Below are 20,056 nucleotides of genomic sequence, written 5' to 3' on the forward strand. Positions count from 1 at the left end.
GGTAATGCCCCTCTCTCTTAATCGTAATCATTATGATCTAAACAATGAGTATTATCATATCGTAATGATTACGTTTTGACAAGCGTTATGTTGGTAGTGAAACAAGAAAAAATCCGACTCTCGGATGAGAGCGGATTCTTCATGTTTTTTGTTACATATGAGGGCTTGATTATGGTTTATTCCTGTTGCGCTAATTGTGTAAAAAGAGAGATTAATATAAAGTTACATGCCCTTCCAGCGAATGTGACCTAGCCCCTACCTTCATTAGTGCATAAGGTTTAAATCTTACTTAGAATATATAGAGTACCGTGTCTTCATTAATAAATGCATTAGGCAACACTTTTTGTAGATTCTCAATTCTCCCCTTCATATACTCTAAATCATTTCCATCCAAATTTTTTATTGACCATTCCTTCAAAAGCGCTAACTCAACTATTGCAGCTTCTAATTGGCTATAATTTATCTCAGATCCATCTTGAATAATTGTTATTCCTAATTCATGTATTGCTTTCTCCCAATGTTCTTCATAGAAATCTTGAGTTGATATATTCTCACTGAGTGTCAGCTCTGAATTCCGATCATTGATGTCACCGTTATATCTAAATAGACCTATGGACATTATTCTTTCCCTCCAAATTCAGCTGAAAAATTGTAATCCGGATATTTAGTTTTTAAGTTATTTAGTTCATTTTGAACTGCCGACCTTAACTTTGGAGTATCTGCATCAATTCTGAACACATACTTTCTAATGTTCGTTATATCCTCAAATAAGGGAACATCTTGAGAAACAGAACTGGACAGTTTCACTTCCGTTTGTTGAAGGGCTGTTATTCTGTTCGAACCCTTTTTAAATATCTGTTTAAGTGCCCATTGTTCTTCAGTTTGCGGAACATTGGGGTTATCCATGTACAATTTCTTCGCCGACTTATCCTCATATATTATTTTGTTTTTTAAATCTACCTCGTCAATTTCACTATTTAACTTACCATGAATGTTAACCTCTTTATAAGACTCTTGCTTAACTGGAAGTGGAGAAGACGGCCCTACCACTTTGCCATTCTTCGCCTTAGCAGCCTCAATGTGCTGCTTAATCTTCGCCACAGCAGGATTAGAAGCAGGCAATCGGTAAGGCCCTTTACTGCCCGGCATACTCCCACGAACCATCTGAATCGCCATGAATATCTGACTAAACTTCAGAGAGGTCACCATCATCTGAGCATACTTATCGGATACAGGCTCTCCCGTCGTAGGATGAATCCCCATCTCAAATGCCTTGATCTGTAACGCAAAAATATCTTCCCCAGGCGGTTCAACGTTCACAGCTTGCATGCGATTAAAGTCCAGATTTCCCTGATCTCTCTGATAAGCCTGAAGAGCAGCCTGATCCGCAACACCATTCTCGTTGACCGGCATCCAGACCAATTTACCGAACATATTGATTTGCGCCATCCGATAGCCCTTGTCACCCGAACCTGAATCACCTGTTGATTTGGTCATCATAGCTGCGGCACCGACGGCTCCAAACGCACCACCCAGACTTACCTTCTGAGCATCTGCATCTTGGAAACGCGTGGCGATATCCTTCAATTCCTTCGATGTATTAACCATACTCTCCAACGCTTTATCCAGTATAGGTCGTGACTGCTCGAACTCATAGTAAAATCGCTCCTGCGTCGCGCCCATCCACATCATCTGAACGAACATGATCTGTCTCGTCAGATCACTTCGTATACTCTCCAACTGTTGTCTGGCTTGATCCACCTGATTCGATACGTGATGTAGTTGTTCAGGGGTAACTTTGATTGTACTCATACGTTTCTCCGCTCATTTGAAATAGGATTATCCTATGTTAGCAGAAGTGTAATATGTAAACTATCCGGCTAACATCCTGATTTCACCATGGTAAAAACACAAGCTGTGCTCCTCATCGGTGCTATGGTCCTATATGCATATACCCACTTCAAGGCATATCCTACCATTTTCAGTAAATACCTCTCCTACTTCATTTCCTCCAGCATCACCCGATACCGTCCAATCTGCTCCGCTGTCGCCTCTTCCCGCAATGATTCCAACAATGCCGTGCACCTTATAAAATACCGATCCATCCCAAGCTTATCCGCTAACCGAATCGCCTGCAAAATGAATTCAACGGCCTCCTGTGGTCTTCCCATCCACTGTTCATACAAAGCCCGCTGGTAACAGTAATGGTACATATGATCGTTGTTTGAAGAATCCATTTCTCTGCTATCGCCCTGTATCTGATCCTCGAACACATGTAAAACCCGATCAATCTGCCATCTATGCCGCACTGCTGCTTCCGTAATCACTTTCAGGCCCACCAAACATTCCTCCGGATGCTCCATCAAAAAATTTACAAACTCCTCCAGCAGTTGCTCCCGCCCGGCTTCAATCTCAAGAGCGTACCGATTCACTTGTGCCTTATGCTTAAATTCCTGCACCACCTGAATACCTACCTCATCCAGATCCTCCATCCATCCCAGATTTCCATATTGATCGACACATGCTCGCGCCTGATCTACCTGTCCCATCTTCTGGTGAGCCATACCCCGCATTAGGTGGCTAAACCCGTAATAGTAGACCAAGGGCCGCTCGATGTGTATATGTGGTGCAGGCACTCCCTTTGACTGATACTCCTGCCGCTCTTCATAGATGGACTGCACACATTGATATAACATGTCCGCCCTCTCCAATACCTTGTTCCAATTTTCAAAAGGCACAGCCATATCCAACATTTCAACAATGATGTCCGGTTTGAGTGATTTTAGGATGGAAGTTCGCAAAGATAATCCTCCTTAATTATCCATTTTATATAATTGTATAGATAAATCAAAAGGTGGTCAATCTAAATTGTACTTATAAGTACAATTATTATCATTTTTACTTTGCGTTTATTAGTCTGTAATGATTTCCTAACCTCTTCTAACCTTAAGTGGAGGTGATCATATGAACTTATCAGAAAGTGTTGGAAGACGGATACGTGAACTTAGAAAAGCAAAGGGATGGACCCAAGAACAATTGGCAGAAGCTGCAGGACTTCATTACAGTTATATTGGTGGAGTAGAGCGGGGAGTTCGCAATATTTCATTAGAAACTTTAGAGAAAATAATATGCGCTTTCAATATTCCAGCTATTGAAATCTTTAAATTTGAGGAGAGTACTGAATATCGCAAAGCATTAGATGAACATATAACTTTAATTGCTGCCATGAGTGCTAAAGAGATTCGTTCCATAACAAGAATAAATAGAGAAGTAATTAATAGTATGAAGCCAATTGACGATTAAAAGGTAATTGCATATGTCAGAGTAAACCTATTTCTAGACATAATTTGCTTTCAGTAATATCAATTTTTCTATACAATATTGACTTGTTCTATAAAATTTAAATGATGGGAGAGAGAGTTACTTTTCTATTATGTTCTTTCACGTGACTGATTACATAGTTGCTAACTTAGGTTATATTCATTTCAACAAAAAAAGAAAATCAAAACAGAAAACGAAATAATCTCTATTTTTCTACCAAAAACCAAAAGGAAGACTGAATACCCAATCTTCCTCTCGATTGTTTGAGTGGCTATTTAATAAAATTCTTTTAAGATAAATAAAATGATAGGACTCACATAATATACTTACAATTAATCTTCAAAGTCATTCAAATTTCTCTATCTTTATAAACTGTGAATAGATATAAGGTGTACATCTATCCGAAAATCTTATGAGAGTTACATGCTTCGAGAAATGGCTTTCGTAAGAAATTTTTGTCTGAAAAGGGGTATTTATTAGCAACTTCTAGTTTTATCTTTAGGAACTCACCTGGTGACTTGTCTACACACTCTTCATAAACTTGCTCTATCCAATACAAAGCATCTACACTACAGCACTCTGCTATATAACGCTCCTCTATATTAAAGAGATCGTTCCACGTCCCAAGTTCCTCAGCCAAATCAACAGGTCCAAAGTTTATAGTTACATCATCGGGGATGATATTTTTAATATCTATTGAATTTAGCCTTATTGCAATTTCAATATTATAGGGAGTAGCATTGTATGAATAAAACGCTTTTCTGCGCTTTCCGTTTTTATCGTACAGTGGATCTTTTGCTCCTTTATTCCCACTATTGCACTTGTAACAAGCTGGAGATAAATTCATGAAGTTAATTGAAGAGAATGGGTATTTGCTTTTCGGGAAATAATGATCATAAGCTTCTCTTGTATGAACGTATTGCCCATCAATTGATTGTAACCCACAATAAGGACATTTGCTGTTTCGATTGATCTTAACAAATTCCTTATAATGATTATCAATAACTCCAATCTTACTTGATATAGCTTTCAAAGAGAGAAAATCATGTGAGTATAATCCAGTAAAAAAAGCTTTCATTTTAGAACTAAGATCTTCATTCATTTTTTCAAGCTCTGAATAAGTGATAGATGGTACCAAAGTGTCGTTCATACACAGCCGTTCAATGTCATTATTAGACTGAAACCAAACCCTCAATTGATTAATTTCTTCAACACTTAACATTTTAAATAAAGTAAAAATCTCATGTATACCTTTTGTAAAAAAATCTGCCCCTTTAGGAGCCGTATAATGAAATTCTTTAATTATCTCTTTAATTTCCTCGTTATAATCAAATAACGAAATATCATACTCATTACACGGTGCCTTACACCAAACTTCAAAAAAAATATATTCAATATATTGATGCATTTTTTCCATACTGTGATTAATATATTGATATGGAAATAACATTAACACTCCTCCAAACTATCAAGTACTCTTTTCAAAAACAGTACCTTCTCAACCGAATCACCAAGTAACTCTACATCTTCAATCAGTTCATACTGTGCTACTCCCGCTTCAAAACGTTCCTTCAACACATTGAGTTGTTTCTCCGCATAACCACCAATTGTTTCGATTTTGCGAAATGACTTCATTGTGATTTTATTAATTGACGCTCCAAATGTGTTATAATCTGGACGGGTGACTTCCACAATGTTTTCTGATGAACGATCAAATAGCAGAACATAGTCTTTATGACTATCCGATATTAAAAAGGGTGTATGCGTCGTAATAAGCATATCCTGCATTGATATTTCTGAATTCTCGTTATCGAGACAGTCACGGATACTAGAGATGAATTTAGCCCGCCAATTGGGATTGAAATGTGTTTCTGGCTCATCTAGAAGAAACAAGCAGTTCTTATCTTTATATAGTAGACAAAGACCTAATGAATGGAGAAATTGATGCTCTCCGTCTGAGAGTGATTTTATCAGAATTTGATCTGCTAGCCCCCTCTTCTGAATCCACATATCTTTAAACCGCATAATACGCTCATCCGAGGGAAGTGTCGGTACAGTCTCATTAACATACAGGCTTGCTGATTGATATAGCTCTTTTTTCAACTTCTCATTTACTGTATAGAGATTGAGAGTTAGGAGAATTTGAAACACCTGGAAAAGTTCGATAGCTGAGCCGAAATGATGTGCAAATGCTTCTTTTGTGGTTTCATTAACCCAGTAATCAAGATACAACTGATCTACTTCAGGGTCGTAATTATGACAAGTAGAACAATATATAAGTTTTTGAATGACTGGTTCTAGGTTTTGAGTTATATTTACGCGATATCGTACCTCTCCTTGCTCATCCTCAATCGCTTCTATAACGTTCCTCTGAAAGAGTACAGTGTTCTCGGGATCATCCGTAATCTGTGTTTGGTTCAAATTGATAAACTTCTTAATGATAATTCGAAAACTCTTAATATCCTCAATACCTACTTCGTCCATGTAAGGTTGAAGTGATTGTTTATCTTGTAGGAGAAGATTAGCCAGAATAATTGCTTGATTAAATTCAGCATTTAAAAAAGTAAGTCGCCCTTCTGGAGTGCTGGGATATGATATTTGTCGATTAAGATAGTCTTTATACTCGTCGTAATGAATAAATCGCATCTTGAAGAAGGGTAAACTTAATATTTCGTTCTCACCAGACGAATAACCCAGGACGTAGTCTGGTAATACTTCTCTAGCCTCTTTACTGGTAAGAACAGTAGATAATTCCTTGTCCATCAAATAAACAATCGGCGATCCCTTATATACTTTAACAATTTTTATATGAGCATATTCTGGAAGCCCTGACTTGTTCATTGCAAATGGAACAGGAAAATAATATTCTAGTTCAAATCCATTGGGTGATGCAACATCACTAGTGAAGCCTTGTGGATTCATCAGTTCATCATACTCAAATAATTCTGGTCTGTAATTAAGATACATGCATTCGAGATGATAGAATATTGCACCCAACACTTCCAATATATTAGATTTTCCACTTCCATTTGGTCCTGCCAGGATGTATGGATTAAATTCTCTAGCCTCAGCATAATTCCAATCGCGTAGAAAATGCACCTCAAACCCTGCCTGCAGACTTCTGAAGCCATTCGGATCAGTTATTTTCAAGCGTAATAGTTTCATATTTTTGCCCTCAGCATAATCCTTTTCTCAATCTTGCCCGCGTCATCCTTAACTTCCTCAAGTATTTGTGTAAGTTTTGACTCCTTTAACATTTTATAAATTTGTTGTTTGATATCTTCGTATTTGATAACTCCATCGTAATAATCAGCTTGTTCTAGATCATTCATCAGAGATTCCATACTGAAAGTCTTCTCTGCCTTTGCTTGTATTAAATCTTCAAGAGTAGTATTAAATTGATCTTTAAATTCATTAGTCTGAGTTGGTGCAGAGTTGTCAAAATCACATAGTGTTTCATCCTCAATCTTCAACTCACTATTACTTATATTCAATCCACCATTAAACGCTCGTTGACTGAGTGAATTATAAAGGTTCTCCAATTCAGCTAAGCTTCTTGTAAACCTTGCTTTAAGATCTTCAGCCTTCCCAACGATTGCTATGAATTGTTTTTGGAGTTCGATTGGTGGGACCGGTATGAGAATTTTACCCATTGAATCTGTCTCAAATTTCTTAGTTCCATGCCCGGCAGTAGTTATTACCTCAAGTATCTGGTGGGTCATATTAACCAAACAATGTTTCAGATAAATAACATAGACATCTTTAATAGGAAGAATAGCTTTCATATCTTGATTTATTGATACTTCGACAGTGTTTATTGCTGTAGGAAAAGAGTGTGCTAGTATCATTCCACGGACAACAATTAGCAGATGACCAGGAGCGATCTTTTTTAAAGGTGTCTCCTCAAAAACTTTACTAGAAATAAAATCCTTAGAGTTTGAAATGTAAGGTACCTTCATATCTTTTGGACTAATCCAAGGGAAACTACCTTTCCAATAATCAGTGCGTTTTTTACTAGGGGTACCCCCACTAATAAATTTCCCAATACTGTGCATAGGTAGGGTCGCCCACTTTTTATTATTAGTGACTGGATCCCCAAATATCTGTAGAAAGCTGCTTTTTAAGAACTCATCTAACGTAGCTATGCTGTCTTTGCGTTTGTTGACCAATGCTTCTGTTCGCATTAGAATAGCAGCAATCCTAATTTGATCATCTAGTGAAGGGACTGGAATTAGTAATTCACCAAGATCTGCAAATGTAATTGCATCTAAACCAGTTGTCTTTTTTGTTATCCTTTCCATTGAAATAGTACATAAATAATAGTAGGCATATATATTGTGTATTACTTTTTTATTAATTACCTCCAGAGCACATATATGGCTAACCATGTATGCATCAGTACCAAGAATTGCACGATGATTTTGAGCAACAGAACCACTACGGGGAATTAATATGGAACCCTTTTTGATAATCTTTAAATTTAATTCAACAGCTTTCTTATCACTTATTCTGTTTTCAATTTTTGTAAAATCATTAGAAAGGTGGGCTTTTCCAAGATCCCTCATTTTCACAAATGGTAATCCTTCATTAATAGAGTAATCCTTATCTTTTGGTGCAGCATTTCCACCAATTATTCGGAATAGCTGATTAAGAGGTAGATATTTCATCATAACAACCCCTCAAGGTCAATAATCTCTTTGCTAATCTCTCTCTCTAGTTCCTTAAGCTTGGCAAGGATCACCGAAGGCTTCTCATACACAACCTCTTGGAATACAATTTCTTTGTATCTACTTATCGAGAGATCATATTTTTCGGCCACAATATCTTCCTTAGTCACAAAAAAATGTTTCGCTTTACGATCGCTCCCCTTATTTGGATCGCGCTTCTTGTATTGCTTCACAATGTCCTGCAAGTCGCCATACCCTTCGAGTTTTGTCCGTTTATCGTCAAGGCTATAACCATCGCTCTGCATATCATAGAACCACACTTTATCAGTTACTCCACCCTTAGTAAAAATCAAAATTGCTGTGCTTACACCTGCATAAGGTTTAAACACCCCACTAGGCATAGTAATAACGGCCTTAAGCTCGCAATCCTCAACGAGAACTTTGCGAGCATCTATAAATGCTTTACCGCTGCCGAACAGAACACCCTGCGGTACAATAACGCCCGCGGTTCCACCCATCCTTAGTAGATTGTATATGTTCTCTAAAAAAAGCAGTTCTGTTTTCGTTGTACTCAGATGCAGTGATTCATTAATATCTCCCTTATCAATACTTCCGGTAAAGGGGGGGTTTGCCATAATAATATGGTAGCTACTACTCTCGGTAAAGCCTTTACTCAAGGTATCATGGTAATCAATATGCGGGTTATCTATGCCGTGCATCATTAGGTTCATCAAGCCTAATCGCACCATCGTCACATCAATATCATAGCCATACAGACTATCATTCAGAATCTGATTAACCTCTTCAGTTAAATAACTGCTCACTGAACCTCGAAGAAAACCATCCTCATCGAGTTTAAGTTCTTTCTGATCTTTGACTAGTTGGGTGACCATATACTGATAAGCTCCCAAAAGGAATCCGCCCGTACCACAGGCTGGATCAGCTACATGGTTGCCAAGTTGTGGTCCAACTAATTCAGCTATCAGTTTAATAATATGTCGTGGTGTTCTGAACTGCCCATTCTTACCTGCTGAAGCAATCTCGGAGAGGAGCATCTCATAGACATCACCTTGAATATCCTGGAATGTCTGTCCACCCTGATTAGCATCCTTCTCAATCTCATCAAAGATCTCTTCAATTGTAGACATTGCTTCAACGAGCAAAGCGGGCTTAGGAATGATGAAAACCGCATTCTTCATGTGATGAGTAAATGGGGAATCTTCTCCATTAAGCTCCTTCAGGAAGGGAAATACTTTCAGCTGAATGTGTTGTAGACGTTCCTCAGGAGGAATATGTCTAATGTACCTCCAACATAGCGTACTTTTTTCAATATAGTTTTCTTCTGTGTCAGGCATCCCTGTCGGGAGCCACTTTCCTTCGAATTTGGAGATATATTGTTCACCAGTAAACTCTGCATTGGCCTTCCTTTTAACGTCAAGATCATCCAACCGCTTCATGAAGAGTAAGTAGGTAATCTGTTCAATGGCTGTAAGTGGGTTGGATATACCACCGCTCCAGAATTTATTCCATAGCAAATCAATCTTGCCTTTAAGTACCTGATTGTTTTGTAACAATTTAAGATGCCACCTTCATAGTTAAATCTAATATCTCGTTAATCTCTACAGGAGTGAATAAACCTCGAATACCTAGTGGATGCAGTACTGTGAAAGGGGACTGTATCAAATCCCGTTTCTGCACAGTTTCTTTATCTAGTATAAACTCTTTAAGCAGATTTAAGAAATCCAATTGACGTGAACTTAAATTAGTATGAGTCTGAAAAAATTGTTCGAAAGCCTTTTCCACTGTCTCTGGAAAGCTTTCTAGTACTTCAAGTCCTATTATATGCCTGATGAACTGTAGGAACTTGGCTTTACGATTTCTATATACACTCCTGAATATATCTTCTGTAACATGGGGATGCTCATAATGTAATAATACAGCAAGCTCCTGCGCTTCAGCATCGGTAATTATTTGCCCAGCTTTGATTTTCTGTAAGATCGGATTGCTCTCAGTTAGTTCCATGATTAGCTTCTCTACCATCTCTCGATACTTAGAAATGCTGACTGTTGAATTTTCTGGCCCAAATTCAACCATTTCTTTGGTCTTAAGCATATCTTTTAAGTCAAGCTGAGTTGGCCCAAGCGGCCGTTTATCCCCGTCTCGGTATTTTATAAGTATAGATAATCTGTCAGCAAGCTCATCAAATGATACATCAGTGATACTAGACCAATAGTTATTTGTCTGTGCTAGTCTAATTATAGCCTCTTCTCTTGCTACGATGTTGACGGATAGCGGTAGCTCGCCAATGAGTTCTATAATATGATCCTTTAGTGCTTCGAACTTCTGCGTTTTATTTGCCAACTTCGCCAATGACGCTTCCAGTAGATCCTTTTGGAAGCGCATAGCCTTAAAATCAGTTTGTGATACTGCTCTAAACAAGGGCTTTATCGTAGTTCGTAAAAATTCAATCTTCTCTAGTGTGACGTTATCCCAAAATTTTTTGCCTTCGATCTTCCGCAAATCTGCTGCTGCCTCTCGAATCACAACCGAGCTTTGCGGCAGGTCATGAATTTGACTACGAAGTTTAAGAATTTCTTTATGACAAATGTCGTTTCGCTGCAATCCGATTGCTTTTTCAATCTTATCTAATCTGATCCCGACAAAACGCACTGGTAGTGGAACCTGAACTGTCTGCTCGTTGCCTTTTGGATTAAGCTTGAAATAATCAAAGTTATCCCAAAAGTCTAGGATAAGGAATTTTTCTTTTTCATTGCACCATGGCTTTAATTTATGCGAGTCAAGTAGCCTTGCTCCACGTCCAATCATCTGCCAAAACTTCGTATACGAATAAACTGGCTTTGCGAACACAAGATTAACTAACTCTCTGATATCAATCCCAGTGTCCATCATATCTACACTGATAGCAATACGAGGCATATCGTTATTAGTAAACTGATCTAGCAAACCACCCTTGCCATACACACGTGGATCGTCTGAAACCAAAACCTTTGCCAACTCACCCATATACTCTGGATAGAGAGAATCAAATATCTGTTCGATCCGACGAGCATGTGCTTTAGTTGAACAGAAAAAAATTGTTTTCCCGGGTAAAACACCGTTGGCATCTTTAATTGATTCCTCCATAAACTCTTTAACAATAAGAACGTTTGTTCCTTTATTTGTTGCAGTCTTCTCTAGATCCGTGCCCTCAAAATTAATATCCGAAATCTCTTTCCCCTCTAGAATCAATCTTTTCTGGTCTTCTAAGGAGATCGTGCGTTTACTGATACCCTCCTCCTGAAATTTTGTTTGAATTTTCATGACTTGAAAATTACAAAGGTAAGGCGGAGTGTTATTCACTGCTTCTTCGTAGGTATAAGCAAACGTTGGGAGACCATCATCACAGTTAAAGAGTTTAAATGTGTTATGGTCAATGATATCAGTAGGTGTAGCTGTAAGCCCTAGACTAATTGTCTTAAAATAATCTAGCACTTCCCCATAAGTGTTATAGATCGAACGATGACTTTCATCAATAACAATTAGATCGAAGAAGTGGGGTGAAAAGCGATCTTTATCATCCCTAATAATATTGAGCATTGTTGGGTAAGTGGATATGTAAATTCGTCTATCTTTCGCTATAATCCTCTCTCCGACCTTAGGCCAGTATGGCTCATTTGGTAGATGCTCTTTGAAAGCAGCAAGTCCTTGTTCTCGTAACGCAATTCTATCCACTAGAAAAAGCACTCGTTCTACATGCCTCGCACGAATAAGAGCATCAACAAGTGCAATACATGTCCTTGTTTTCCCAGTTCCAGTTGCCATTACTAACAGAAAGTTTCTCTGTTTCTTCTCTAATCCATCCATTACCGCGCGAATTGCACGAATCTGATACTCTCTTCCGGCAATCTGTGTATTGATTAGTTCATCAGCAAGCGGCTTTTTATGTTCTCGAATATGTTGAAATCGTTCCAAATCATCACGGGTTGGGTACCCAATAACTTTACGTGGTGGAGAATTTTCTAAATCCCAGAAATATATATCTAAGCCGTTAGTATAAAAACAGAATGGAAGTTTGCCACTATATTGAGTCTGAATATAATAACAGTACTGTTTCGCTTGTTCTCGACCAATTGCAGCGTCTATCAAAGATTTCTTTGCTTCGACCACAGCTAAAGGTTTTCGATCTCTTCCAAGCAGAACATAATCACAAAATTGATATCCTCCATAAGAAGGTCGCTCTTCTGCTACAGCTTCAGTAAAAGGTAACGAAATACCAAACTCCTGTATAACCTGAGAGGGATTATTTACATCCCAACCTGCATCAGATAGTTTCGCATCAATCAGCTCTTTGCGTGTTTCTGCTTCAGTCTTCATCGGTCTCCTAATCTCCCTTTTTTACTTATATATAAATAATCCGTACACTTTTTTTATCAGATCTTCTATGCAATATCCAAAACGATCTATTATTTAACAAAACATTTACAATCCTAGCCCTCGTCATACCCATGAAGTCCCTTCGCCCTTATGCATCAAACAACACCCCGCTCAAACGCCGCAAACTCAATCCGATTACGTCCATTCTGCTTCGCCTGATACAAGGCCTTATCCACTGCAGCGAACAGTTGCGTCAAATACCCCTCCGGATTGTCCGGCACATGCACAACTTCAAAATCCTCAAAGGATAGAATCCCAATACTAATCGTAATGGACACCTGCGTAATCTCGTGATCCACCATAATGCGGTTGGACTCCACCGCTGTTCTCACGCGCTCCGCGATTTGGTTCGCCAGATCATGCTCCGTATGCGGAAGGTAGATCATGAACTCCTCCCCGCCATAACGCGTCAGGATATCGGTACTGCGAATCGATTGTTTGACCGCCTCCGCTGTGCGGACGAGCACTTCGTCCCCGATGACATGCCCATAGCGATCATTGATCGCTTTGAAGTAGTCGATATCGAGCAGCAGGAGCGAAAATGGTGTTTTGTATTGAATATTGGTAATGACCTCGTGATTCAGATGCTGGGTCAGATAACGACGGTTGTAACAGTTGGTTAAACTGTCCGTCAGGGCGAGTTCCTCCAGTTTGCGATTGGCCTCGGATAACTCCTGACGGATCAAGTCTAGCGCCTGATTTCGCTCCTGAAGCGTCTCGTTCTGGCGATTCATCTCTTTCACGTAGAAGCGCTCCTGCGAGACATCCTGGAACGTAAGGATATGACCGATCGGCACAAGAGCCGAATCCACAATCGGAGAAGATTGCAGGATAAAGTGCCGGATATTGTTGTCCCGCTCCACGATCACTTCAATCTGAGAGAGGGTATTTTCTTTTTTCTTATAATGATTCACGAACTCCCGACAGCTGCCCACAACTTGAACAGACTCCAGAAAGGCTTCCATATCAAAAGAATCCCCCACATGCAGATCCATAAAGGATCGAGAGGCTTTGTTCGCTTCAACAATGACTTCATTCTCATCCAGTACCAGGATGCCATATGGAATGGTATTGATCACGTCCTCATGCGCGATGGAGACCAGATCGAACACATTGTATCTTTTGATCACATAGACAAAGAACAGGTCCGACAGAAAGATTCCCAGCGAAGTCATGCCAGGAATGATCGGCAACCAGCGGGCTAGAACGACATTTAGGATCGCATCGATCGTTGCAAAAACAGCCAAGACAAAGATACCCCATAGGGTGATCCTCACCTGTTTTTTGATCATGGCAGACGTCTGCGAAGAATACACCGCCCGGAACAAGACGACGAGAGACGTCACGAAATAGCTCACCAGAATAATCATCACAACCCAGAACCAAGGGCCGTAAGCCCGCTCGATATACCCGCCCTCCAGCGGGATGACGAACTCATTCCATGGATTTGCGACTACACCTATAGCCCCGATCACCGCAGGGACAAATAGCAAGAAGGTTCCTTTTGCACTCAGACGCTCTGAATAGCCGGTAATAAAGATCGTCAGTAGAAGCCATCCGCTCCCAAGCAGGGAGACCGCGACGAATGATAACGTAACGTAGAACAACTGCAGACCGGAATCATCCGTGAGCGTACTCGCAAATTGGCAGAAAGGCCAGAGCATCATCAACCCGTGGAATAAAAAGTACACCTTATGTAAGTTCGTAATTCTAACCGTAGCAAACACATATACACCTACACCGAACAATAGGACAAATAAAAAGAGATCATACCATACTAATGGGTTCACGAATCTTCTCCTTCTTAGATGCTACAATGACAACGTGGTTGTTCATGATTCTATGTGATACTTATATATAACTTCAATAAACACCTATACAATACTGCTACGCCATACTTATTGGTTAATTTAACCATATCTTATCACACCACCATAAGGGTGAGTAGCCCATACACTGGAAGTCCGACCAACCTCTGATCGAAATGCTGATCTATTTCTGATTATTTGTGAATGCTTTTGAAGGTTTGGAGTGCAAAACAGGAGAGTACATCATCTGCTCGGGAGGTATTAGACATCATCAAGTGATCGATATTGAGCCATCCGTCTACCGGACGGCCCTTGTATCATTCGTTTACTGCATCCAGAGGGAGGTTGTCCGTGAATAGATCGGGGTTATCCTTCAGCATTTCCGTAATTACCTCTGCTGTCTTAGTCGCATCACACACTCTAACAACCGCATCACCGAGCTTTCCTTTACGCATCGCACCTTCGCGAACCAATACCTCGTCTACTTTCCAGAAATGCTCTGACCATGGCAACCCACAATGCCTGCGGGACGGTACTGAAATCTGGCTTCCATCTGGTAAAACCGTATACAGCATCTCATGCTCGTCCGTCATTCTGCCAGGGATGTCCACCCACTCTTCGACCCCATGGATAAATGTATTCCGCTTCAAGTCCACGCCTACTAACAAGATTGTCGCCTTCCGATCGAGCAGTTTCCCCCATGCTGAACCTCTCGCACACGGTGTATCGAAGAGATGATCGTCCTTCGTAAATGCCTCTGCGTCCCGTCCCAGTGCTGCTACCGAGTGCGTAGGATGCCACGAACGAACCACGCCCGGACGTTTCCGAAATAGTTCAGGAAGAATACCCACACAACAGGAAGAAGTTTCCACGTGGAACATTGGATTATCTGCATTAATAGTAGACCACGTATGCGTGGGAAGTACCAACAATCCCTCTTTCATATACTCGCTAAAGGCATCCAACACCGTGTCTGCTCCACCTTCAACCTCGCCTATACTTTTCATTGAAGAGTGAATGAGCACTGTCCCTTGCCTATCCACACCGAGCTGCTCTAATTGCTGTATCAAGCTTTCTTTTGTATACATGTCCTTCCTCCTTCATTTCTTATCCTTTCGATGAAAAAGCAAATCCTTGCTTAGCTTCACATCATGCTTCTCAGCATAACAAACAAAGGGCCGAGGGTTAACCCCCGGCCACAGAGAAAAAAATTGTATGAGTTCAGGCAGTAGCTGCCACTCCACTTTTACTTAATAATAACGTACTCCAGATTCACCAGCTTCGCATACGTCACGATCTGATCTGTCGTCAGGTTCAAGGATACAACTGTATGGTGACCACCACCATTTTCGATCCATGCTTTTACCCCGTCCTGGAAGTTTGGCTTCACGCTCCACAGAACACGTGCTACCGGCAGGTTAGGTGCTGGAACGGTTGGCTCGAATGCAGATACTTCGTTGATCAGCAATTTGTAATGTGTACCGAAGTCTGCCATGGATACCACGACACCTTCGCCTGCTTTGCCATCGAACACAAGACGAGCTGGATCTTCGCGATCGCCAATGCCAAGAGGGGACACGATGATTCTCGGTTTGGTGCTGGCAAGTGTAGGATCTACTTCAAGCATGTGAGATTGCAGGATCGCTTCCTGTCCAGTAGCCATCTCGTATGTGTAATCTTCCATGAAGCCCGTATTCTCGTTATGGGCCATAATTTTCAGCAAGCGATCCAGCGCAGCCGTTTTCCAGTCACCCTCACCGGCAAATCCGTACCCTTGAGCCATTAGGCGTTGTACTGCCAGACCCGGAAGCTGTTTCATGCCATGCAGATCTTCGAAGTTTGTAGTGAAGGCACTGTAACCACCTTCGTCCAGGAAACGTTTAATGGCAATCTCATAACTCGCTTGCACACGTACACTGGCTTCCCAAGCTTCCTTGCTGTTTGTACCATAATCGAATTCGTAGAGGTCTCCGTACTGAGCGATCAGATCATCGATTTCCTGCTCTGTTACAGCGTTCACGTATTGCACGAGGTCGCCGATGCCGAAGTAATCAACCGTCCATCCAAATTGGATCTGTGCCTCTACTTTATCACCTTCGGTTACGCCCACGTTGCGCATGTTATCACCGAAGCGAGCTACTTTGATGTTAAAGCTTTCATTATAAGCTACCGCTACGTCCATCCAATCAGCAACCTGCTGTTGCACTTCTGGGCGCTCCCAGTAGCCAACAACGATTTTATTTTGTTTTCTCAGACGGGCATTGATGAAGCCATATTCGCGGTCACCATGTGCCGCTTGGTTCAAGTTCATGAAGTCCATATCGATGGTTGCCCAAGGAATGCTTTCATTGAATTGGGTCGCCAAGTGCAGCAAAGGTTTTTGCAACAACTTCGTACCACGAATCCACATTTTCGCCGGGGAGAATGTATGCATCCATGTGATGACACCTGCTACTTCGTCGCGATAGTTGACTTCTTTCATCGTGCTCGTGATTTTATCTGCGCTTACTGCCAGATCCTGCAATACGAGTGGGTACGGCAGTACGCCACTTGCATTAAGGGCATCCGTAATTTTCTGTGCGTTGGCTTTTACTTCGCCCAGTGCTTCTTCTCCGTACAAGTGCTGTGAACCGACCACAAACCAGAATTCTTTTGCTGCTGACATATAATCATCCTCATTTCATTATTTTATAGTTGAACTAATGGGTTTACACTAGCACACTGCGCAGCCAGAATAATCTTTCGATCGCTGGTTATCCCCGGATTTTTTTGATTCCCTTTTTTAAAGGGAAAATCCTGTGATAAACGCGAGCGCTTCGCTTCTTCAGATTGGTTCTGCACTCTCCGTTATCGTGTAAAAAGTATAGTTCAACAAGTCATTCCCATACTAAACCACTTGGAAGACAGAACATGCTTCCAGTCACTGTTATAACCTAATTACTTCTGTCCGTAATACGCGTCTTTTCCGTGTTTTCGCAGATAATGTTTATCCAAAATGCCTTGTGGTAGTTCCTTCGCGAAGTTATTTAATTGCCGCGCGTACAGGTTCATTTTGCACACTTCCTCCAGCACGACACTGTTCACCACCGCAGACTTGGCATCTTTCCCCCACGTAAACGGTGCGTGACCATGGAGCAATACTGCCGGAACAGCCATAACATCAATTCCACGCTGCTCAAACGTTTCAATAATGACGCGTCCCGTCTCCGCTTCGTATCCTCGATCAACCTCGTCCTGATTCAGGAAACGTGCACAAGGCACCGCACCATAGAACGTGTCCGCATGTGTTGTTCCCATAACAGGTACGTCCAGTCCGGCTTGCGCCCAGATGGTCGCCCATGTGGAGTGTGTGTGCACAATGCCACCAATCTCCGAGTAATGCTTATATAGTACAGCATGTGTTGCGGTGTCCGAGGAAGGTCTCATTTCTCCCTCCACCACGTTACCGTCCAGATCAACTACAACCATGTCGCTTGCTTTCATCACATCGTAGCTGACGCCACTTGGTTTAATCACAAACAGACCGCTTTCCCGATCGATTGCGCTGACGTTACCCCATGTGAATTTTACAAGTCCATGCTTTGGCAGTTCCAGATTCGCTTGGAATACCTCTTCTTTCAGTTGTTCTAACATGTTATTCCCTCCCGTTCTCTAATAGTGCGTGTTCAAAAAGTCGGTTTTCAGTACCGAGAAGATGGGATGAAGCTAGAAATGGAGTAGCGGAGCGTAGATAGAGCTACGTGAGCAACGGACATTTCGGCTGAATTCCATATTCGATGTTGATGATGCCACTAGGCATCCTTCGTAATCAAAAGCGGTCTTTTTGAACATTCTCTACCAGATGATCTACGGCTGATTGCTCAATTGTGAGTCCACTCCGGTAGCGTTCGATAAATGCTTCAAACCCTTTCACATCCGATGCATCCGGTGCCACTTCAACTCCCTCAACATCGTTAAAGACCTTCTGCTCCAGGAACACATCCAGGCTTTCCTCTTGATCCTTGTTAATCATGTAGGAAGCCAGAAGCGCCATGCCCCATGCACCGCCTTCACCAGCGGTAGACATTACCGACACCGGCACGTTCATCGCAGCTGCTACAATCCGTTGTCCAACGACAGGGGTCTTGAACAGGCCGCCGTGAGCCAAAATACTGTCAATGGCTACATTCTCTTCCTCCGTCAAAATGTCCATGCCCAGCTTGAGTGCGCCGAAGGCACTGAACAGATGTGTCCGCATGAAGTTTGCCAGATTGAAGTTGCTTTCCGGGGAGCGGACGAACAAGGGACGGCCTTTCTCAAGTCCCGTAATGTTCTCACCTGAGTAGTAACCGTAGCTGAGCAAGCCACCACCATCTGGGTCTGCCTCCAAAGCTTTGTTAAACAACACGCTAAACAACTTGCCGTTATCCACTTCATATCCCATCGCCTGAGAGAATTCGCGGAACAATCCAACCCATGCGTTGATATCACTGGAACAATTGTTGGCATGCACCATCCCTACTGGGCTACCATCTGGCGTGGTGACCATATCAATCTCGGGATACACTTTGGATAATTCCTTCTCCAGTACAATCATCGCAAATACGGATGTGCCCACGGAGATGTTCCCCGTACGTTTTCGCACGCTATTCGTTGCCACCATACCTGTTCCGGCATCGCCTTCTGGCGGACAGAGCGGAATGCCTGCTTGCAGATCTTGCGAAGGGTCGAGCAACTTGGCTCCCGCTTCCGTCAATACACCTGCATTCTCACCAGCGAGATATACCTTGGGCAGAAGGTCCTCAACTTTCCACGGATAACCTTTGCCTGCGATCTGTTCGTCGAACTGTTGGATCATGGATGGGTGATAGTTATGTGTAGACTCGTCAATTGGGAAAATGCCTGATGCATCGCCGATCCCAATCGCCTTATTGCCCGTCAGCAACCAGTGGATGTATCCAGCCAAAGTTGTCAGGTGATCGATCTGTGGCACATGTGCCTCTTCGTTCAAAATGGCTTGGTACAAGTGGGCGATGCTCCAGCGTTCCGGAATATTGAATTGCAGAAGTTCCGTTAGCTCCCTTGCGGCTGCTCCCGTCGTAGCATTACGCCAGGTTCGGAAAGGTACCAGCATTTCACCTGCGCTATCCAATGCGATATATCCGTGCATCATGGCCGAGAATCCGATAGAACCGACCGTTCGCAGCGTAATTCCGTATTTCTGTTCCACATCTTGCTTCATCTCACGATAAGCCGTTTGCAGGCCTGTGATGATATCCTCCTGGTTGTACGTCCAATATCCGTCTTTCAGAAGGTTCTCCCATTCATAACTGCCTGACGCGATGGTCTCAAAACGCTCGTCAATCAACACCGCCTTAATCCGCGTTGATCCAAATTCAATTCCGAGCGAAGTAGCGCCCTTGGTAATAGCTTCTTTCAAGTCCAGTTGACTCATAATCACGTGTATCCCCTCTCCGGTCGCGATTTCACATCCCAAAGGATGCATATATAAAGTGAAGCTTCTACTTATGGCAGTAACTGATAATGAATTTTGTATAATTGCTTCCTGTTGTGTTTTCAAAGAATGCGCTTTCCTTTTCTGACAGCCTTAGTATATTTTTTGTACGTACATTTGTCAATAATATATAATAGTTATACTTACAAAGGACACATATTGTACTCTAATTGACCATTCAAAGGTCTCAAACAGCTATAAATTGGCTATGCTGTAAGGTACACTTCTATCTAAAAAGGCCGGATATGTACGGTTCATTTCAAAAAATGTGCTGTTTTATATGCATTCCAACTGAATCATGCTAAAATATGTACGTACAACTATTTGAACAA

At 41.6% G+C, this 20,056-nt stretch carries 14 protein-coding genes; 1 reads left to right on the top strand and 13 read right to left on the bottom strand.

Annotated elements, in window-relative coordinates; translation table 11 throughout:
• Positions 1-289: 289 nt before the first annotated feature.
• The 3 genes from MKY87_RS15355 to MKY87_RS15365 all read right to left on the bottom strand — a co-directional run bounded on the left by MKY87_RS15355 (position 290) and on the right by MKY87_RS15365 (position 2,801).
• Positions 290-619, bottom strand: coding sequence for a hypothetical protein (locus tag MKY87_RS15355; RefSeq protein WP_215077141.1), 330 nt, complete (start codon positions 617-619; stop codon positions 290-292).
• Complete coding sequence (locus tag MKY87_RS15360; RefSeq protein WP_340965318.1) at positions 619-1,812, bottom strand: WXG100 family type VII secretion target; 1,194 nt, start codon at positions 1,810-1,812, stop codon at positions 619-621. The genes MKY87_RS15355 and MKY87_RS15360 overlap by 1 nt, the downstream gene beginning before the upstream one ends.
• 185 nt (positions 1,813-1,997) lie before the next feature.
• The gene (locus MKY87_RS15365; protein ID WP_340965319.1) at positions 1,998-2,801 is read right to left on the bottom strand and encodes a DNA-binding protein; all 804 of its coding nucleotides are present in this window, start codon (positions 2,799-2,801) and stop codon (positions 1,998-2,000) included.
• A gap of 163 nt (positions 2,802-2,964) precedes the next feature.
• Here MKY87_RS15365 and MKY87_RS15370 point away from each other — a divergent pair, with 163 nt between their 5' ends.
• Entirely contained in the window at positions 2,965-3,303 is a 339-nt protein-coding gene (locus tag MKY87_RS15370) for a helix-turn-helix domain-containing protein (RefSeq protein WP_340965320.1), read from the top strand.
• Positions 3,304-3,718: 415 nt separating this feature from the next.
• Here the strand turns inward: MKY87_RS15370 and MKY87_RS15375 are convergent, their stop codons facing one another.
• The 10 genes from MKY87_RS15375 to MKY87_RS15420 form a co-directional block, all read right to left on the bottom strand.
• Positions 3,719-4,771, bottom strand: coding sequence for an HNH endonuclease (locus tag MKY87_RS15375; protein WP_340965322.1), 1,053 nt, complete (start codon positions 4,769-4,771; stop codon positions 3,719-3,721).
• Entirely contained in the window at positions 4,771-6,486 is a 1,716-nt protein-coding gene (locus MKY87_RS15380) for a restriction system-associated AAA family ATPase (RefSeq protein ID WP_340965323.1), read from the bottom strand. Before MKY87_RS15380 ends, MKY87_RS15375 begins: the two co-directional genes overlap by 1 nt.
• Complete coding sequence (locus tag MKY87_RS15385; protein WP_340965325.1) at positions 6,483-7,991, bottom strand: restriction endonuclease subunit S; 1,509 nt, start codon at positions 7,989-7,991, stop codon at positions 6,483-6,485. The genes MKY87_RS15380 and MKY87_RS15385 overlap by 4 nt, the downstream gene beginning before the upstream one ends.
• Entirely contained in the window at positions 7,988-9,562 is a 1,575-nt protein-coding gene (locus tag MKY87_RS15390; protein ID WP_340965327.1) for a type I restriction-modification system subunit M, read from the bottom strand. The genes MKY87_RS15385 and MKY87_RS15390 overlap by 4 nt, the downstream gene beginning before the upstream one ends.
• A 1-nt stretch (position 9,563) precedes the next feature.
• Positions 9,564-12,362 (bottom strand): type I restriction endonuclease subunit R, encoded by a 2,799-nt coding sequence (locus tag MKY87_RS15395; protein WP_340965329.1) that lies wholly within the window; start codon positions 12,360-12,362, stop codon positions 9,564-9,566.
• Positions 12,363-12,517: 155 nt separating this feature from the next.
• Positions 12,518-14,212, bottom strand: coding sequence for a histidine kinase N-terminal 7TM domain-containing diguanylate cyclase (locus MKY87_RS15400; protein WP_340965330.1), 1,695 nt, complete (start codon positions 14,210-14,212; stop codon positions 12,518-12,520).
• A gap of 335 nt (positions 14,213-14,547) precedes the next feature.
• The gene (locus tag MKY87_RS15405) at positions 14,548-15,318 is read right to left on the bottom strand and encodes an AAC(3) family N-acetyltransferase (protein WP_340965331.1); all 771 of its coding nucleotides are present in this window, start codon (positions 15,316-15,318) and stop codon (positions 14,548-14,550) included.
• 158 nt (positions 15,319-15,476) lie between these two features.
• A complete protein-coding gene (gene araA / locus MKY87_RS15410) occupies positions 15,477-16,895 on the bottom strand; it encodes an L-arabinose isomerase (RefSeq protein ID WP_133386379.1) in 1,419 nt (472 codons plus the stop codon).
• A 272-nt stretch (positions 16,896-17,167) separates the two neighbouring features.
• The gene (locus MKY87_RS15415; RefSeq protein WP_047840995.1) at positions 17,168-17,863 is read right to left on the bottom strand and encodes an L-ribulose-5-phosphate 4-epimerase; all 696 of its coding nucleotides are present in this window, start codon (positions 17,861-17,863) and stop codon (positions 17,168-17,170) included.
• 175 nt (positions 17,864-18,038) lie between these two features.
• On the bottom strand, positions 18,039-19,664 hold the full coding sequence (locus MKY87_RS15420; RefSeq protein ID WP_340965332.1) for a xylulokinase: 1,626 nt from the start codon (positions 19,662-19,664) through the stop codon (positions 18,039-18,041).
• Between the last annotated feature and the right edge of the window lie 392 nt (positions 19,665-20,056).

It is taken from the genome of Paenibacillus sp. FSL R7-0198, from assembly GCF_038000415.1.
Classification (GTDB): Bacteria; Bacillota; Bacilli; order Paenibacillales; family Paenibacillaceae; genus Paenibacillus.